Source organism: Pseudomonas sp. CFBP 13711, from assembly GCF_014842265.1.
In the GTDB taxonomy this organism is placed as follows: domain Bacteria; phylum Pseudomonadota; class Gammaproteobacteria; order Pseudomonadales; family Pseudomonadaceae; genus Aquipseudomonas.
This window is the reverse complement of record NZ_JACYVI010000019.1, coordinates 16,017-30,851: the sequence shown is the minus strand read 5'-3', so window position 1 is coordinate 30,851 and position 14,835 is coordinate 16,017. Positions and strand designations below refer to the sequence as shown.

Annotated in this window: 20 protein-coding genes, 1 tRNA gene and 1 pseudogene; 10 read left to right on the top strand and 12 right to left on the bottom strand. The window is 56.7% G+C overall.

From position 1 onward, the window contains the following. Positions 1-46: 46 nt before the first annotated feature. The 6 genes from IFT47_RS25210 to IFT47_RS25185 form a co-directional block, all read right to left on the bottom strand. A complete protein-coding gene (locus IFT47_RS25210) occupies positions 47-1,048 on the bottom strand; it encodes a glycosyl transferase family protein (protein WP_192174825.1) in 1,002 nt (333 codons plus the stop codon). Continuing rightward, the gene (locus tag IFT47_RS25205; RefSeq protein WP_192174860.1) at positions 1,045-1,380 is read right to left on the bottom strand and encodes a TusE/DsrC/DsvC family sulfur relay protein; all 336 of its coding nucleotides are present in this window, start codon (positions 1,378-1,380) and stop codon (positions 1,045-1,047) included. Before IFT47_RS25205 ends, IFT47_RS25210 begins: the two co-directional genes overlap by 4 nt. Then, positions 1,377-1,676, bottom strand: a complete 300-nt coding sequence (gene tusB / locus IFT47_RS25200; protein WP_192174824.1) for a sulfurtransferase complex subunit TusB — start codon at positions 1,674-1,676, stop codon at positions 1,377-1,379. Before tusB ends, IFT47_RS25205 begins: the two co-directional genes overlap by 4 nt. Beyond that, on the bottom strand, positions 1,676-2,038 hold the full coding sequence (gene tusC / locus IFT47_RS25195; protein ID WP_192174823.1) for a sulfurtransferase complex subunit TusC: 363 nt from the start codon (positions 2,036-2,038) through the stop codon (positions 1,676-1,678). Before tusC ends, tusB begins: the two co-directional genes overlap by 1 nt. Position 2,039: 1 nt before the next feature. Then, on the bottom strand, positions 2,040-2,432 hold the full coding sequence (gene tusD / locus IFT47_RS25190) for a sulfurtransferase complex subunit TusD (protein WP_192174822.1): 393 nt from the start codon (positions 2,430-2,432) through the stop codon (positions 2,040-2,042). A 114-nt stretch (positions 2,433-2,546) separates the two neighbouring features. Then, the gene (locus tag IFT47_RS25185) at positions 2,547-3,218 is read right to left on the bottom strand and encodes a Bax inhibitor-1/YccA family protein (protein WP_133777231.1); all 672 of its coding nucleotides are present in this window, start codon (positions 3,216-3,218) and stop codon (positions 2,547-2,549) included. Between the two features lie 169 nt (positions 3,219-3,387). On the opposite strand from IFT47_RS25185, the gene IFT47_RS25180 reads away from it, so the two are divergent. Together IFT47_RS25180 and IFT47_RS25175 are read left to right on the top strand one after the other, a co-directional pair. Continuing rightward, positions 3,388-3,478, top strand: a tRNA-Ser gene (locus IFT47_RS25180). A gap of 185 nt (positions 3,479-3,663) precedes the next feature. Continuing rightward, positions 3,664-4,476 (top strand): XRE family transcriptional regulator, encoded by an 813-nt coding sequence (locus tag IFT47_RS25175; protein ID WP_192174821.1) that lies wholly within the window; start codon positions 3,664-3,666, stop codon positions 4,474-4,476. Between the two features lie 91 nt (positions 4,477-4,567). Here IFT47_RS25175 and IFT47_RS25170 read toward each other — a convergent pair whose 3' ends face one another. Further along, positions 4,568-4,888: a DUF1654 domain-containing protein gene (locus tag IFT47_RS25170; protein ID WP_192174820.1), complete on the bottom strand. Its 321-nt coding sequence runs from the start codon at positions 4,886-4,888 to the stop codon at positions 4,568-4,570. Between the two features lie 495 nt (positions 4,889-5,383). Here IFT47_RS25170 and IFT47_RS25165 point away from each other — a divergent pair, with 495 nt between their 5' ends. The 7 genes from IFT47_RS25165 to IFT47_RS25140 all read left to right on the top strand — a co-directional run bounded on the left by IFT47_RS25165 (position 5,384) and on the right by IFT47_RS25140 (position 10,246). Further along, positions 5,384-5,587 (top strand): Com family DNA-binding transcriptional regulator, encoded by a 204-nt coding sequence (locus IFT47_RS25165; protein ID WP_192174819.1) that lies wholly within the window; start codon positions 5,384-5,386, stop codon positions 5,585-5,587. Further along, on the top strand, positions 5,577-6,749 hold the full coding sequence (locus IFT47_RS25160; RefSeq protein WP_192174818.1) for a cellulase family glycosylhydrolase: 1,173 nt from the start codon (positions 5,577-5,579) through the stop codon (positions 6,747-6,749). Before IFT47_RS25165 ends, IFT47_RS25160 begins: the two co-directional genes overlap by 11 nt. A gap of 277 nt (positions 6,750-7,026) precedes the next feature. Further along, positions 7,027-7,344, top strand: coding sequence for a phage holin, lambda family (locus IFT47_RS25155; RefSeq protein WP_192174817.1), 318 nt, complete (start codon positions 7,027-7,029; stop codon positions 7,342-7,344). Positions 7,345-7,385: 41 nt separating this feature from the next. Then, the gene (locus IFT47_RS25150; RefSeq protein WP_192174859.1) at positions 7,386-7,772 is read left to right on the top strand and encodes a hypothetical protein; all 387 of its coding nucleotides are present in this window, start codon (positions 7,386-7,388) and stop codon (positions 7,770-7,772) included. Beyond that, positions 7,681-7,920 carry an Rz1-like lysis system protein LysC gene (gene lysC, locus IFT47_RS27475; protein WP_342345398.1) on the top strand — a complete coding sequence of 80 codons (240 nt, stop codon included), beginning with the start codon at positions 7,681-7,683 and terminating at the stop codon, positions 7,918-7,920. The genes IFT47_RS25150 and lysC overlap by 92 nt, the downstream gene beginning before the upstream one ends. 68 nt (positions 7,921-7,988) lie before the next feature. Next, positions 7,989-8,414 (top strand): cell wall hydrolase, encoded by a 426-nt coding sequence (locus IFT47_RS25145; RefSeq protein WP_192174858.1) that lies wholly within the window; start codon positions 7,989-7,991, stop codon positions 8,412-8,414. A 209-nt stretch (positions 8,415-8,623) separates the two neighbouring features. Next, on the top strand, positions 8,624-10,246 hold the full coding sequence (locus IFT47_RS25140; RefSeq protein WP_192174816.1) for a methyl-accepting chemotaxis protein: 1,623 nt from the start codon (positions 8,624-8,626) through the stop codon (positions 10,244-10,246). Positions 10,247-10,426: 180 nt separating this feature from the next. Here IFT47_RS25140 and IFT47_RS25135 read toward each other — a convergent pair whose 3' ends face one another. The 3 genes and pseudogenes from IFT47_RS25135 to IFT47_RS28335 form a co-directional block, all read right to left on the bottom strand. Then, entirely contained in the window at positions 10,427-10,603 is a 177-nt protein-coding gene (locus tag IFT47_RS25135; protein ID WP_192174815.1) for a DUF3606 domain-containing protein, read from the bottom strand. Positions 10,604-10,879: 276 nt separating this feature from the next. Beyond that, the gene (locus IFT47_RS28340) at positions 10,880-11,668 is read right to left on the bottom strand and encodes a methyl-accepting chemotaxis protein (protein WP_407073265.1); all 789 of its coding nucleotides are present in this window, start codon (positions 11,666-11,668) and stop codon (positions 10,880-10,882) included. 69 nt (positions 11,669-11,737) lie between these two features. Further along, positions 11,738-12,505, bottom strand: a pseudogene (locus tag IFT47_RS28335) (MCP four helix bundle domain-containing protein); the annotation flags it as partial. A gap of 261 nt (positions 12,506-12,766) precedes the next feature. Between IFT47_RS28335 and IFT47_RS25125 the strand changes: the two are divergent. Continuing rightward, the gene (locus IFT47_RS25125) at positions 12,767-13,651 is read left to right on the top strand and encodes an EamA family transporter (RefSeq protein WP_192174813.1); all 885 of its coding nucleotides are present in this window, start codon (positions 12,767-12,769) and stop codon (positions 13,649-13,651) included. A 78-nt stretch (positions 13,652-13,729) separates the two neighbouring features. Here IFT47_RS25125 and IFT47_RS25120 read toward each other — a convergent pair whose 3' ends face one another. Then, positions 13,730-14,179, bottom strand: a complete 450-nt coding sequence (locus tag IFT47_RS25120; RefSeq protein WP_192174857.1) for a DUF805 domain-containing protein — start codon at positions 14,177-14,179, stop codon at positions 13,730-13,732. 16 nt (positions 14,180-14,195) lie between these two features. Beyond that, positions 14,196-14,555: a DUF4190 domain-containing protein gene (locus tag IFT47_RS25115; RefSeq protein ID WP_192174812.1), complete on the bottom strand. Its 360-nt coding sequence runs from the start codon at positions 14,553-14,555 to the stop codon at positions 14,196-14,198. Between the last annotated feature and the right edge of the window lie 280 nt (positions 14,556-14,835).

The following is a 14,835-nucleotide window of genomic DNA, read 5'->3' as shown; positions in this document are numbered from 1 at the left end:
GCAATCGTTCGAACGAATAACGCAAAGACTGGGGGGTAGCTATCGGCTAAATCGATCTGTTTCGGTTCGCCCAATACTGCTCGGCCTGCGCGAAGGCTTCAGTTCGCGGCATCCCGAGGCCCCGCAGTGCCAGCGCCATGGTGGCGATCAGCGCCAGTTGCGGGTAACTGTCCTCGATGTCGCCTTTCCAGATCGCGAGCAGATGCTGCGGATCGAGGGTGGCCGGCTTCACGTGGCGACGGTCCGACAACGCCGGCCATTCCTCGTCCCACGGCTCACCGTCAGTCGTGCCATACAAGTGGCTGATGGTGTCGGGATTGATCTCGACTTCACCGCCGTCGCCCTTGATCACGATGGCGTGGTCGCCGAGCAGGCTGCTGGCGTCGCGGTGTACGCCCTGATAGCCCGGATGGAAAATACTCTGCAGCCCGCAGCGGGCACCCAGCGGATTGAGGATGCGCGCCAGGGAATGGATCGGCGAGCGCAGACCCAGCGTGTTGCGCAGATCGATCATGCGCTGCAGCTGCGGCGCCCAGTCGCCGAGGGGGAAGAACGCAATGCTCTGCTGCTCCAGCGCTTCACCCACCGCCTGCCAGTTTCGGCACAGCGGAATGCCCAACAGCTCCAGCAACTGCTCGCTGTACAGGCGGCCGGCGGTGTGGGCGCCGCCGCCGTGCATCAATACGCGCACGCCGTTCTGTGCCAGGCACTTGGCGGCCAGCAGGTACCACGGCAGATGACGCTTTTTGCCGGCATACGTGGGCCAGTCGATATCGACCTTCAGTTCCGGCGCATGCAGCCGCTCGCGCACCGCTTCGGTGAAACCCGCGAGCTCATCCGGGCTTTCTTCCTTGTGTCGAAGCAACATCAGGAACGCGCCGAGTTGGGTGTCTTCGACTTTTTCATCGAGCACCATGCCCATGGCTTCCCGCGCTTCGGCGCGGGTCATGTTGCGCGCACCACGCTTGCCCTTGCCGAGAATGCGCACGAAGGGCGCGAACGGATGCTCGGCAGGGGTTTCGATGACGAGGGGAGTGAAGTCGGTCATAGGCAATTGGTCGGCTTGGGCAGGCCCGCCAGCTTGGCGGCAAGTTTGGCGGGAGTGCCGTTGAACAGACGATTCAAGTGCAAGCTGTTGCCCTTGTCGGCGCCCAGTTTCAGCGCGGTGTACTTGACCAGCGGCCGCGTGGCCGGGGACAGCTGAAACTCCGCGTAGAACGCACGCAGCAGTTCGAGAATTTCCCAGTGATCGGGAGTAAGGGCGATGTCTTCTTCAAGGGCCAGGGCTTCGGCGACTTCATTGGACCAGTCGTGGAGGTCCTCAAGATAGCCGTCTTTGTCCAGCGCGATGCTGTGCCCGTCGACGATGAGCTGTTTCATAGCCATGTGTTGACCTTGTCGTATTGCACCGAGAGCGCGACGAAGCCGGCGTAGTCGACGCCTTGGACCCAGTCAGGCAGCGCGATGTTTCGAGCGGTGGCGTCTTCATCGAGCACGAACAGTTTCAGGCTGCCCGTTTTCGCGCTCAGTGTCTGGGCGGTAGCGGTGTCTGCGCGCAACGCATAGGTTGCGTCGCCGCACAAAAGGATCGCGTCTTGACTGCCGAGCACGCGCAGGCAACTGCTCAGGCGCGAGTCGGTAAAAGGGGAGTGAGAGAGTACGTGCAGGGTAGCCATCAGATTGTGATCACCTGGTCGTAACGGTCAATGAGCCCAGCGATTTGCGAGTCATCCAGTACCTGAAGGGGTTCGACGCTCAAGCCGGTTGGCTGCATCCCACGCTGATTCAGGCTGGTGTCGCAGGCGAACAGGTCTTCCACACCGAACATCGACAACGCTTGCAGGTTGGCGGTCAGGTCTTTCTGCTGCACCTGGCTGGCGTTCTGCGCCGTCGCCAGCTGAAACACGCCGTCGTCCATGAACAGCAGGGCGACCGGCAGATCGAACGCGCCGCCGGCCAGGGCAATGTCCAGTGCCTCGCGGGCATCCGGACCGGACCAGGGCGCCTGACGGCTGATGATCAACAATGACTTCGCCACGTCACGGCCCTCCGAAACAAATCAAACGGTCGGCCGCCTGGACCGCGTCGTGCAACTGACCCAGCCCCGACAATTCCCACGGTGCAGCAAGGTTCGCCGCAGGTCGCGAATAGCGTTCCGCTTCTTCGCCATTCAATAAGCCCCGGCGCAGGGCCGCTGCGATGCAGACCACGCCATCAAGCTGGTGGGTGGTGACGAAATCACGCCATTGCGCGGCAGTGTCCGACTCGTCCTGAGGCGACACGACATTGCCGGACGCGCTGTGTACGCCGTCCTGATAAAAGAACAGGCGGACGATTTCATGGCCCTGGGCCAATGCGGCTTTGGCGAACAGCAGCGCACGCCGTGAGGAGGGCGCGTGGGCGGGCGAATGCAGGGCGATGGCGAACTTCATGGGCGGCTCGGTGGGGCGCTGGCAGGGAACATGGGCGCAATGATAAAGAATTCATGAACGCCGGACAGCAAAAAGCCCGCCGAAGCGGGCTTTTTGTTTAAGCGGGCAAACTGATCAGTCTTTGCTGCCCATGATGCCGAAGATCTGCAACAGGCTGATGAACAGGTTGTAGATCGATACATACAGGCTGATGGTCGCCATGATGTAGTTGCGCTCACCGCCGTGGATGATCGCGCTGGTCTGAAACAGAATGCAGACCGACGAGAACAGCACGAAGCCGGCGCTGATCGCCAGTTGCAGGCCGCTGATCTGGAAGAACATGCTGGCCACCACGGCCCCGAGCAACACGAAGAAGCCTGCGGTGATGAAGCCGCCGAGGAAGCTCATGTCCTTGCGGGTGATCAGCACGTAGGCCGACAGACCACCGAAGACCAGTGCCGTCATCGCAAACGCGGAAGCAACGACTTCAGCGCCGCCCTGCATGCCGATGTAACGGTTGAGGATCGGGCCGAGGATGAACCCCATGAAGCCCGTCAGCGCGAACGCCGAGACCAGACCCCACGCCGAATCGCGCAATTTGTTGGTCAGGAAGAACAGACCGTAGAAGCCGATTAGTACGACGAAGACGTTCGGGTAACGCACGTTCATCTGTTGTGCAACGAACGCCATGACGCCGCTGAAGGCGAGGGTGAGGGCCAGAAGGCCGTAAGTGTTGCGCAGGACGCGGCTAACCTCTAGCTGCTCGACCTGCACGCGGTTGTTGACTGCGTAATCCTGTTCGCGCATGGCGCTACTCCTGATGGTGAAAACGAAGGGTTTGAAACCTCAAGTTGCAAAGATCATAACAGAGGCGAGGCAGCGCGCTAGCCGGAGAGTTTGACAGCTTGTTTCATTACGGTATTATGGCGCCCGCAAAGCGACGGAGGGGTGAAAAACTTCCGACGCCAGATGCTTCGGGGAATTGGCAGAGTGGTTGAATGCACCGGTCTTGAAAACCGGCGAACGTTAATAGCGTTTCTAGGGTTCGAATCCCTAGTTCCCCGCCAAACACAGTAAAAAGCCCTGCTCATGCAGGGCTTTTTCGTTTTCGGGGTCTGGTTTTTGCTCGGCTGCTTTTGATCGTAATCTATCGGATCATCCAGCCCGCGCTGCCCAAAGTTAGCAGATGCTAATCATGTGGCTGATAGCAGCCCGTCATTTACTGTATGCTAACCCGAAGCGATGATTGGACATGGACATTAACAAGCTTAGAGCTGACGCCCTGAAAGCCCTGATGGCCGGGGCCTCCCAGAAAGATTTCGCCAATCGGCACGGCCTTGATGCGTCGTATCTGTCCCAGATTCTTAACGGGCACAGAAATCTCGGCGAGAAAGCTGCTGCGAATTTGGAAGAGAAGATTGGCCTTCCTTCGGGAAGCCTGGTCAGCCCTGCTGCGTCCGAGACTTCCGCGACAGCAGTGAAGGCCGGGCTTTCGGCACTGGAACAGCTCCAGCAGTCCCTCGCCAAGGTGAAAGGCTTTTCAAATGAGGCGCGGGACCGGATTGTGGCGGCGGCTGCCGACCCGGATGACCAGAGCACAGACGTGCTTCCGGCCAATTACGCCGCGCTTCGTCCTACCCATGAAGAGATTGTGATTCGCCAGTACGACATACGTGCAGCGATGGGTCACGGACAGGTGCCGCCTGATTACAATGAGGTAGTGCGCAACTTGGTTGTCAGAGAGGAGATTCTTCGCGAGAAAGGTGTGACCTACACCTCGAAGACAGCTCTGGCCATGATCAGTGGCTGGGGTCAGAGCATGGAAGGAACCATCAACGATAAAGACTTGGTGATCGTCGACAAAGGCGTGCAGGACTTCATCGGTGAGGGCATCTACGTACTGACCTGGCATCAAGAGCTGTACATCAAGCGCGTGATGCGACTGGACGAAGAGAATTACAGGCTTATTTCAGACAATCAGCATTATGAGAACCAGACGGCAAGGGTCGACGATGTGACGATCCATGCGAAGGTTTTATTGATCTGGAACGCAAGGAAAGCCTAGTTGCGCTGGCCGATGTGGCCGACTAATGGCCGGCACATGGGGTTTCTTGAAGGTACATACGCCCGCCAATCAAGCGGGCTTTTTTGTGCCCTTAGAAAGGCGCGGCTTCCTCCAATACTTCGAATTCGTCCCGCACCTGAACGCGGGGATCGTCATCTGACGGCGCCTCCCACTTCAGCGTGACCGAACGGTGTTCATCGTTGAAAACCATCTCTATCCCATCCACCTCCGCGATCGCCCCCATCACCTCGTCCCACTCCTTTTCGCCGTCAGTCTCCAGCTTATGGATCGTCACCCACATCTGATCCTGAGCGATGGGGTGGTTGATCATGCTCGCGACCCTTAGGTTCAGGCGCTCAAGGCCGGACATGGGCTCGCGCTCTTGAGGCTTGTTCTTCTCTGGCAGGGACATCAGTTTCTCCTTGATTACTGTATATGCGTACAGCTTTCGCAAGCATAACGGCAGTCAGCTGTTTGCAAAACCCCTGTCAGAAATATCGATCTGCTTCGAGCGACCAGCACCCATTCCAAGCGCGGAAATAATTTAGCTTTAGCTATTGACGCTAGATTTAGCGTTTGCTAATTTACGTCCATCGCAGCGACTTACCGCTGCGGTACATGACTGGTGAAGCCGCCAGATAGCCAGGGACCAGCGAAATGGTCTCCCAGCCCCGACAAGGGACCGACTGGATCAAAGCTCTTTAGCAGGACGGAATCACCGATTTCGCTGGCTGGCCTTGGCAACAGGGCCAGACGGGAAATCAACGAAGAAAGAGAGGGCAGTCAGGCGGGTGCACTAACACCCACAGGGATCGCCAGATCGCAGGTTGTACCTGCAAACCAGCCGAGGCCCTTACTCTCCGCGCGAGCGGGGCGGAGCCTGGCAGAATCCAAAAGGCTTCGCAGAATGTTGAAAGATTGCAGATGTGGAAAGTGCAAAAGACTTCTTGCCCGTATCGGTGAGATGACGGAGCTCCAGATCAAGTGTGCCCGGTGCGGGACGTTGAATCATGTGAGGGCCACGTGCCCCGAGCTATCGCCTTTGAGCGACATGAATGCGGAATTCTCCGCTAAAAATCATTCGACTCAAGGTAATCAAAATGTCCAATAGCAGCTCAGTAATCGCCCAGCTCAAAAACATTCCTCTGGTAGGAATCAACCTGGGCTCGGTCGCCAATGCTGGCCAGATCCTTCCAGGTTCGGCCGGCACTCATTATCAATGGCCCACTCGGGACACCATCACTCACTGGGTGAAGAACCTCGGTGTGCGCCTTATCCGTTTTCCGTTCGAACTGCAGCGCGCCATTGAGCTGTCGACAATTGACGGTCTGCCAGGTCAAGGCGCGAACTTGAAGCAGGAGTTCGTGGACAAGTGGAAGGAAATGCTGAAGGCGATCAGCGATGACTCTAACGGTGAAGCCAGGATCATCCCCGATCCGCATCACTACATGCGCCTGCATCGCTACCAGACCGATGCGAATGGCCAACTGACCGGTCAGCTTTACCCAAGTAAAGAGGCGGGTAACCAAGACGGTTGGAAGGTTACGGAGCAGGTTCTGATCCAGGATGGTAACTCCGTCGGTGGTGGCTCTTGGAGTGCGGTCCACTTGGCGAACTTCCACCAGAAGTTGGTTGTTGCGTGCGACGACCCTATGGTTCTTGGTTGGGGTTTGGGCAACGAGCCCTATCCAAACCCCAACGCCGGCGCAAAGGACTACATTACGTCGGGCGATTTGGAAACCCTTTACATCAACACGATGAATACCGTGCTGAAGGCCCTGCGCAATAGCTCCAAAAAGCCAGTCTTCATCTGCGGCCTGCAATTCGCGAGTGCCAAGGACTGGGCGGGTGTCTCGGCGAATCTACAGTCGAAGATTGTGGATCCGGCGAATTCTATCGTGTGGGAAGCGCACGCCTATGCTGACGTCGATGGCGGATCGAGCGGTGCCTACAACGGCGACAACACCCAAATTTCGCCAACGGCGCTACGCGACCAAATCGTGGGTCCGTTTCTGACTTACGCCAAAGCCAACAAGATGGCAGCATTCATCGGCGAGACTGGCATTCCACCAACGGACGCTGGCCGTACCGCGCTGAAGAATCTTCTCGACAAAGCCAAGGCTGAGAAAATCCCCGTCACCCTATGGGTCGCGGGTCCGGGCACTGACGGCGAGAAGATGAGCCTTGAAGCGAGTAACCAAGCGGCAACGGTTACGATGGTGAAGCCATACTTCGCTGAGCGCATCACTCAGTGGGGTTATGCACAAGCGTAGGTCTGGCTAGCAGAGCCTGAGCCTCCCATTCCGGGAGGCTCTCCTTCCCATTCTTCCAGTGACCGCGTGTGTGAACACCCGATCCAGAACGCTATATAACAGCATATGCGCTGCTCCGACGGAGCAGCCTGAACGACATGCACTTATTCAGAGCCTCGGCATTCACCGAGGCTTTTTCGTATTTAGCCCTGCCACGCCTATCGCTCTAAGCCAGGCGTGCTGCGGGGCTGCCCCATTCCCCGAGCCCGAGAGGGCGGACTGTCGGAGGTCGACGAAGATGTCGGAAAAAACACCTGACTTCTGGGCCCACGTCTGGCTGATCATCACGACGCCGCTCTGGCAAGGAGCGATCATGGCCGCAACCATTTCTCTATTGCGCGTGGTCTATGAAGGCAAAGAAGCCAACAAATGGCGCGTTGTGCTTGAGGCGCTGATCTGTGGTGCATTGAGCCTGTCAGCCAGCAGCGTCATCGAATGGATGGCCTGGCCGTCGAGCCTGTCCGTTGCCGCCGGCGGCACCATCGGGTTCATCGGCGTGACGGCGATCCGCGAGCTGATCATCCGGTTCCTCGGACGCAAGGCGGATTCGTTATGAGCCTCGAACCCATTGCCGCAGTAGCCAAAGCTGGCGCCACCTTGCGAGCCGTCGCGGTCGCCATAGTCATTGTCATCGTGATGGGCCTGCTGATTGCCATCCAGCAGATCCGCGTGGTCACGTTGCAAGGGGCCATCAGTGTCGAGGCCAAAGCCAAACAGGAAGCCGTCGACGCCAATAAGGAAAGCCAGGCCACGATCACGACGCTGCGCGCTGAAGCACAGCTTAACGCCGACTACACCGCCGACCTGAACAAGCGCATCAGGGCCAGTGAAGACAAAGCCAAGAAGGCGAGGAAGGAGTTCGATGACCTCAAGCGCACCAGTAAACCTGTTCGTGATTGGGCTGCTCAGCCTTTGCCTGACGGCCTGCGCGGCAAAGCCGCCAGTGGTAACAAAGACCACAGTCATAAGGCTGCAAGCCCCTGAGCTGACTCCGTGCGAGCGGGTCAATGCGGAGGATACCGATCTGCGTGACAACGGCGACGTATGGGAGCTGAAGGATCAGGCCATCAAGCTGCTCGACACATGCGCCGACCAAGTCGATGCGCAGATCGTTCGAAGCAAGAATAAGTAAGCCCGTTTATTGGAGGTGCGTCGAGTCTGGACGCACCCATGAGCGGATTTTTTGCCTGGAGGATAGTCATGACCGTGACTGATAAAGATCGCGATGTTCTCGCTCGCACGGTGTACGGCGAAGCTCGTGGGGAAGGGCTTGCCGGAATGGTTGCCGTGGCCTGGACGATCCGCAACCGCGTGAATGATGGACAAGAAAAATCATGGTGGGGCGAGGGCTATGCCGGGGTATGCCAAAAACCCTATCAGTTCAGTTGCTGGAACAGGGGCGACCCAAACTATCCATTCCTGAGCGGCACGCGACAGATCCCGTTCAGGGAGTTGGCGCAGTGCCAAATCGCTGCTGACCAAGTGATCGACGGGAAGGTGCCAGACCCCACCGGTGGGGCAACTCATTACTACGCGACCACTCTGTCGAAGGCTCCGGAGTGGGCTGCCAGGGCTAAGCGGACTCTGAAACTCGGGGACCACGTATTTTTCAAAGACGTTCCGTGATCTACGGCACGAGCCCGCCGGGCTTTCGCAGCACCTGCGATACAACCACGCTCGAAAAAAGTTCCTCAAGTAAAAAGCCTAATTGTCGACACTTTGATTAAGGTCTGAGCACAGTTCGACCCTGGGCGAGCCTGACTTTCAAACGCGCACTCACGCGCCACCTTAAGCTCAATTATCAGCCAGGGAAGGGCTTTGCCGGGATTTAGATAATGCTAAGTATGCTAAGCATATCTCAAAAGCTGTATTTCAGTTTCTTCGTTATCGTATTGCTAATCGGGATGTTGGTAGGAAGCGCGTACAAGGGGTTTGAAGAGGTTGAAACCGCAACCTGGAGCAATGTGCATAGCTATCAAGTGCTTAGCGGAACACAGGTCGCACTGGAACAGTTGATTAATATTGAAACTGGCATGCGCGGATTCGTCATTTCGTCAAAAGACTCATTTCTAGAACCCACGATGATGGGCGAAAAGCAGTTCGCCGAGGTGCTCAACCTGCTCAAAAGCTTGACCGCCGATAACCCGCAACAGCAACAAAGACTTGCCCAGCTTGGCGAAATTCAGAAACGGTGGATTGACGAAGACGTGCACCCGATCATCGCTATGCGCAGAGATTTGACTCAGCGCAGTGCCCCCGATGACCCTTTGGACCAGCGTATTATCTCAGGGGCTGACAAGGCCAAAATGGACAGCATGCGGGCTGTATTGGGAGACATCACCGCTGATGAGAACAGGTTGCTTGAAGTCCGAAACCAGGCAATGGCGGACGCCAAGCATGATGCGTTGTTGGTTCTGATCTGGGGAGGCATCGCAGCAGCGGTTCTATCCGTCATCTTGGCTACCACGTTGGGCCGTAGTACAACCGCACGCCTGCAACTCGCTATCGACGCAGCCACTGCAATCGCCAACGGTAAGCTGGATACCGTTATTGACACCAGTAGCCATGATGAGCTGCCCAAAGCCTTCTTGCGTATGCAGACTCGGCTAAGAGAGATGATCCAGCAAATCAGCCTCGCTGCCAGTCAGCTAGTTGTCGCTGTGCAACAAATTTCGGGGGCATCCGAGCAACTTTCCGGCGCTATTCAAGAGCAATCAACGTCCGCGTCAATGATGGCTGCAACTGTCGAAGAATTGACCGTCAGCATTCACCATGTCTCCGAAAATGCGGATGAAGCTCACACGTTGGCTACCCGCTCAGGCCAGCAATCGAAGGATGGTGCGCAAGTTATAGAAAGCACCCTGTCCAGTATGATGGGCATCGCAAAAACAGTGCAGATTTCCTCTACACAGGTCGCAGGCTTGGGCCAGCATTCCGAGCAGATTTCTTCAATTATCAGTGTGATCCAAGGTATCGCTGACCAGACCAATTTACTCGCCCTTAACGCCGCCATTGAGGCGGCGCGGGCGGGTGAACAGGGGCGTGGATTTGCAGTAGTGGCCGACGAGGTGCGCTTGTTAGCGCAGAACACTGGCAAATCGACCAAGGAAATCGCAACCATGATCGGAAAGATTCAATCTGGCGTCCGCGAAACCGTAGAAAGCATGCGCAGCGGGGTCCAGGAAGTGAATGACGGCGTGGAAATGGCGGGTAGTGCCGGCACGGCAATAGGCGAGATACGCGACAGCTCGAATAAGGTACTCGAAGTTGTAGACCAGATTTCCCTGGCCTTGCGAGAGCAGACGGCGGCTAGTCAGGATGTAGCTCGGAATGTGGAGCGCACTGCGCAGATGGCTGAACAAAATAATATGTCCATTCAGGGCCTGCTGAAGACGAGCGGCGGGTTGAAAAATCTTGCTACCAGCCTGCAAGTGGAAGTCAGCAAGTTTCAGATGTAGCAAAGGCGATCTCCAGCCGTAACCGTTTAACACTGCCAAGGCTAACTTGGATCTCTTGACCCTGAGCGAGCAAATCAGAGGGCTTCTGTAAATCAGAGGTCTTTCTGTTTAGACAGAGAAAAGCGCAGACCTTTGTCACATTGGGCTGCGCTTCTCGGCACTCCGCAGGGAATGTCTGATTTATTTGCCCAGCTTTTTACGTACGTCCACCACCATTGGACCGACTGCCTTTACTGCGGCTTTGAGTTCTTCTTCGGTCACCCCAAACTCGTTAGTCCAGTACTGCAGCTCCCAGGCTTCAGAAATATTCACTCTGGCTCTGTCCTGTGGTCCGCGATTACCTAAATTGTCAGCCATTTTCTACGCCCTTATGAAATAGCCTGGCTATTCCAGGCCAACGAAGCATAGGCCATCCTGAGCGTCTGACATGGGCGCAAGACATCTACCGGAGCGGCATCTGTGAGCGGTAGAAACCAGTGGTGTTGAAAGCCGGCGAGGGTTGAGACCGTTTCCGGGGTTCAAATCTTCAGGTCCGCCAAACACAGTAAAAAGCCCTGCTTATGCAGGGCTTTTTTAGTTTCCGGGGTCTGGTTGGAAATGGGCTCTGAAGTCCGTGCTTCAGGCCGCGGTGGGCTAAAGCCGGAACTTGCCGACCATGTCATTGAGCCGGACCGCCAGCTTCGACAGCTCGTTGCTTGCTTCCAGTGTCTGTCTCGCGCCCTCGGTGCTCTGCATTGCCAGGTCCCGAATGCTCACCAGGTTTCTGTCCACATCGCGGGCAACATGGGCTTGCTCCTCCGACGCCGTCGCAATCTGCATATTTCGTTCATTGATTTCCAGGACCGCATCGGTGATCAGGCGCAGGGACGAGCCGGCGTCTTTCGCAGAGGTCAGCGTGCTGTAAACCTCCTGCCTGCTTTTGTCCATGGACTCCACGGCAGCGGCAGACCCTGACTGGACCTTGGTGATCATCTGCTCGATTTCCTGCGTGGACAGTTGGGTCCGGTGCGCCAGTGCCCGAACCTCGTCTGCCACCACAGCGAATCCTCGTCCCTGTTCCCCGGCGCGCGCCGCCTCAATCGCTGCGTTCAACGCGAGCAGGTTTGTCTGCTCGGCAATGGCCCTGATGACGCTCAGCACTTTTGTAATATCGTCCGCCTGACTGGCCAGGGCCTTGACCTGAACCACTGAGTTGTCCACGAGGTCGGCGAGGCTCGTCATGGCCGTCACCGTGTTGACGACCCTGCGGTTGCCCTCTTCGGCGGATGTGCTGGATGACTTCGCGGCCTCGGAGGTTGAGTTCGCATTTCTCGCCACTTCCTCCACTGCCGCACTCATTTCGGTGACCGCAGTGGCCGCCTGTTCGATCTCGCTGTTCTGTCTTTGAAGTGTCCGATCTGCGCTTTCGGTGATCGATGTCATTTCGACGGAGGCGGTGCTCAGTTGGTCGGCTGCTCCCGATATCTCAGTGATCGTGGTCTTTAAATTGCCGGCCATGACATTGAGCGCAATCATCAAACTGGATACCTCATCTCGCCCCGTCACGGCGAGGACACCGGAGAGGTCGCCCGTCGCGATTTGCTCCGCGAAGGTCAATGAGCTGGCAACCGGCCTTACGATGCTTCGGGTCAGGGCATACGCCAGGCCTATGGTGAGCACCGATGCAACCAGAACAACCGAGATAAGAACCATGATGCTGTGGCTGTAAACCTCTGCAGCGCGATGCCCGGCGTTAACTGCGTTCTGTGAATTAAGGTCACGCAGCTTTGTGAGCTCTGCCTGATACTGCGTCGCGGTCTGCGCCTGTTCGTTGTTGGCATAGTCCAGCGCGCTTTGATGGTCGGTTTTATTCAACGAAATAATGTTTTTGACGCCAGCTATGTATTTCTCCATCAGGCCGTTCGCGGTCTGAAACTGCTTGTTATCCTCTTCGTCAGTAACCAGGTGTGCTCGGTAGTAACCCGTCTTGTCTTCGAGCATGGCAATGTCCTGAAAAATACTATCGGTGACCTTGCGTTGTGCGTCTGAGCCCGCAACCGCCAGCGATCGTATGCTTTCCAGACGGGTATGCAGCAGGGCGATCTGGATATCGTCAATCACCTGAATGCTGGGCACCACGTCGGTTTCCAGCTTTTGTTCAGTGGTACGCATTTCATCAATTTGAACGTAGGCGAACAGGCCAAGGCCTAGCAGAATGAGCGTAATCAGACCAAAGCAGAGCAGCGCTCTGGTCGAAATCTTAAAGTTTTGTAGTTGCATGTGGGTCTCTCCGGAGCTCCAAAGGAATGCTGAGGTCCGTTCCAGCTATTAACGTGTCTGCCGGATTTTCGATTACTTAAGGTACGTCCAGCGGAAAGGCAGGCCTATAGCTATCATGATCGCGTGTTTGCTCAGTGCTAAATAATCAATTAACTAATTCTTCATTTAACACTGCCAATGGGTTTGCAAACGCGGCGAGCGTGAGGCGATTATTGCTTCTCGGGATCGCCCCGAAATACCTGCCAACTATTAAGGAACACTATGCCGTTTAAAGACCTTTGCCTGGCATTGCTGGTCATCATTGCGTGGGGTTTGAATTTCATCGTGATCAAATACGGCCTGGATGGCCTGCCGCCGATGTTGCTGGGCGCGCTGCGGTTCACGCTGGTCGCGATTCCCGCGGTGTTTTTCATTCGCCGTCCGCAGTTGCCCTGGTTCTGGCTGCTCGCGTATGGAGCGACCATTTCCTTCGGTCAGTTCGCCTTTCTGTTCGAGAGCATGGCCCATGGCATGCCGCCGGGGCTGGCCTCCTTGCTGCTGCAGGCGCAGGCATTCTTCACGCTGCTGTTTGCGGCGATATTCATCGGTGAGAAATTACGCGTGTATAGCGTGGCGGGCTTAGTCATTGCTGCTGGCGGACTGACCCTTATCGGCATGGGCACGGGGGCTGCGACCCCGCTTCTGGCGGTGTTGCTGGTGTTGTGCGCGGCCTCGATGTGGGCGCTGGGCAACATCATCACGCGCCGGTTTGGGAACGTCGATCTCGTCGCCCTGGTGGTCTGGGGTGCGATCGTTCCGCCGCTGCCGTTTCTCGCCATGTCGCTGTGGCTGGAGGGGCCAGCGCTCATTGAGCATTCGTTGCTTAATCTGGGATGGAGTTCAGTGCTGTCGCTCGCTTACCTGGCTTTCGTCGCCACGCTGTTCGGCTACATCAGCTGGAGCAAGCTGCTGTCGCGCTATCCAGCGGGCAAGGTCGCGCCATTTTCTCTGCTGGTGCCGGTGGTCGGCCTCAGTTCCTCAGCGTTGGTGCTGGGCGAGCGACTCAGCGTGCTGCAATGCGCGGGGGGTGTGCTTGTGATGTTGGGTCTGACGGTAAATCTGCTTGGGCCCAAGTTGTTCAGCCGTGGGCGACAAGCGACCGCTTGATGCGCGGGGATCAGGGTTTCGCGATTCAAACCCGATTCAGGCAAGTGCGCCGTCGAGGACGGCGCACTTCCGATCAGCTTACAGGGGAGCCGGCCCGAAGCGGTTATCGCCTTTCTGACCTTCTGTAGCCAGGAACACGATGTTGGCGAAAGGCACAATGAGCCACCAGCCGCTGCGATCAGTGTCGTGCAGTCGGCGAACGCCAACGGCGAGGCCGGGTATCAATAACGCAAGGCTATACACATTCGAGAGCATGGAGTTGGTGCCGATGATGGCGTCGACAACGGCAATCGCGATAGAGATCAGGACGTTGATCAGGAAAAACATCCAGTACTCCTTGCGCCGCGCCCTCCCGCTGAACACCGCGTATTTCTTCAGAACGTCCACATACCAGTGAAAAAAACCTGGCTGGGCGACAACGGCAGCGCTATTGCCGCCGCCTGCGTACGCCAGCTGCGGCGCGCCGCACTGCGGGCACGTGACAGCACCATCACTGATTTCCTTTGCACAACCACGACAAAATGCCATTTGAATCTTCCTTTGATTAATTAACACACAGTCCAACGAAAATAAGCAGCGAGACACCGGATAACACAGTCCCGGCGATGGCCATGCCATAGCCCGGTCTTTTGGTGTTGATAGTGATGATCCCCAGAATCAGGGCGATGACAGAGAACAGGCCCAGGCCCTGAATCGTCTCTGTGTCCCATTCACTGTCGTCAAAGAGTGCAAGCGTGCACACGATACTGAGCACGAGCGAAAGGATTGCCATCCAGGGGGAGCCAGCGTTTGCAGGGGGGATTGGGAGCGTTGCTGAGGTGATTTGACTCGCGCCACATTGTGGGCAAGTGACTGCCGTTTCATGCAGCTCCTTTGCACAGCCACGACAAAATACCATCGCCATCTCATTTCCCTATAGTAGAAAGGCTTGTAGGTGCGTGTCGGCAGCGCGGCTGAAATCTTTAGAAAAGATTTTGTAGGCATCCCTCCCGGCCTGTCTCGAACCTCGCGCGACCGTAATCACAGAGCATCTGGCTGCCTTTTAGTCCTTTCAAAATACCATGCGTGGCAAGACGAATCAGAAACCTTAACAGCTGATAACGCTTTGCATTACCAATTTATAAAAAAGTTGTTACGATCCGCGTCCTCATAGCTTTTCGCCATGCGGAGCGTCCCTCGTCAGG

Excerpts from the sequence above, each read along its gene's own strand:
- IFT47_RS25210 (WP_192174825.1), bottom strand. The coding sequence starts at position 1,048 with ATGACCGACTTCACTCCCCTCGTCATCGAAACCCCTGCCGAGCATCCG.
- IFT47_RS25205 (WP_192174860.1), bottom strand. The coding sequence starts at position 1,380 with ATGAAACAGCTCATCGTCGACGGGCACAGCATCGCGCTGGACAAAGAC.
- tusB (WP_192174824.1), bottom strand. The coding sequence starts at position 1,676 with ATGGCTACCCTGCACGTACTCTCTCACTCCCCTTTTACCGACTCGCGC.
- tusD (WP_192174822.1), bottom strand. The coding sequence starts at position 2,432 with ATGAAGTTCGCCATCGCCCTGCATTCGCCCGCCCACGCGCCCTCCTCA.
- IFT47_RS25185 (WP_133777231.1), bottom strand. The coding sequence starts at position 3,218 with ATGCGCGAACAGGATTACGCAGTCAACAACCGCGTGCAGGTCGAGCAG.
- IFT47_RS25175 (WP_192174821.1), top strand. The coding sequence starts at position 3,664 with ATGGACATTAACAAGCTTAGAGCTGACGCCCTGAAAGCCCTGATGGCC.
- IFT47_RS25170 (WP_192174820.1), bottom strand. The coding sequence starts at position 4,888 with ATGTCCCTGCCAGAGAAGAACAAGCCTCAAGAGCGCGAGCCCATGTCC.
- IFT47_RS25165 (WP_192174819.1), top strand. The coding sequence starts at position 5,384 with ATGTTGAAAGATTGCAGATGTGGAAAGTGCAAAAGACTTCTTGCCCGT.
- IFT47_RS25160 (WP_192174818.1), top strand. The coding sequence starts at position 5,577 with ATGTCCAATAGCAGCTCAGTAATCGCCCAGCTCAAAAACATTCCTCTG.
- IFT47_RS25155 (WP_192174817.1), top strand. The coding sequence starts at position 7,027 with ATGTCGGAAAAAACACCTGACTTCTGGGCCCACGTCTGGCTGATCATC.
- IFT47_RS25145 (WP_192174858.1), top strand. The coding sequence starts at position 7,989 with ATGACCGTGACTGATAAAGATCGCGATGTTCTCGCTCGCACGGTGTAC.
- IFT47_RS25140 (WP_192174816.1), top strand. The coding sequence starts at position 8,624 with ATGCTAAGTATGCTAAGCATATCTCAAAAGCTGTATTTCAGTTTCTTC.
- IFT47_RS25135 (WP_192174815.1), bottom strand. The coding sequence starts at position 10,603 with ATGGCTGACAATTTAGGTAATCGCGGACCACAGGACAGAGCCAGAGTG.
- IFT47_RS28340 (WP_407073265.1), bottom strand. The coding sequence starts at position 11,668 with ATGACATCGATCACCGAAAGCGCAGATCGGACACTTCAAAGACAGAAC.
- IFT47_RS25125 (WP_192174813.1), top strand. The coding sequence starts at position 12,767 with ATGCCGTTTAAAGACCTTTGCCTGGCATTGCTGGTCATCATTGCGTGG.
- IFT47_RS25120 (WP_192174857.1), bottom strand. The coding sequence starts at position 14,179 with ATGGCATTTTGTCGTGGTTGTGCAAAGGAAATCAGTGATGGTGCTGTC.
- IFT47_RS25115 (WP_192174812.1), bottom strand. The coding sequence starts at position 14,555 with ATGGCGATGGTATTTTGTCGTGGCTGTGCAAAGGAGCTGCATGAAACG.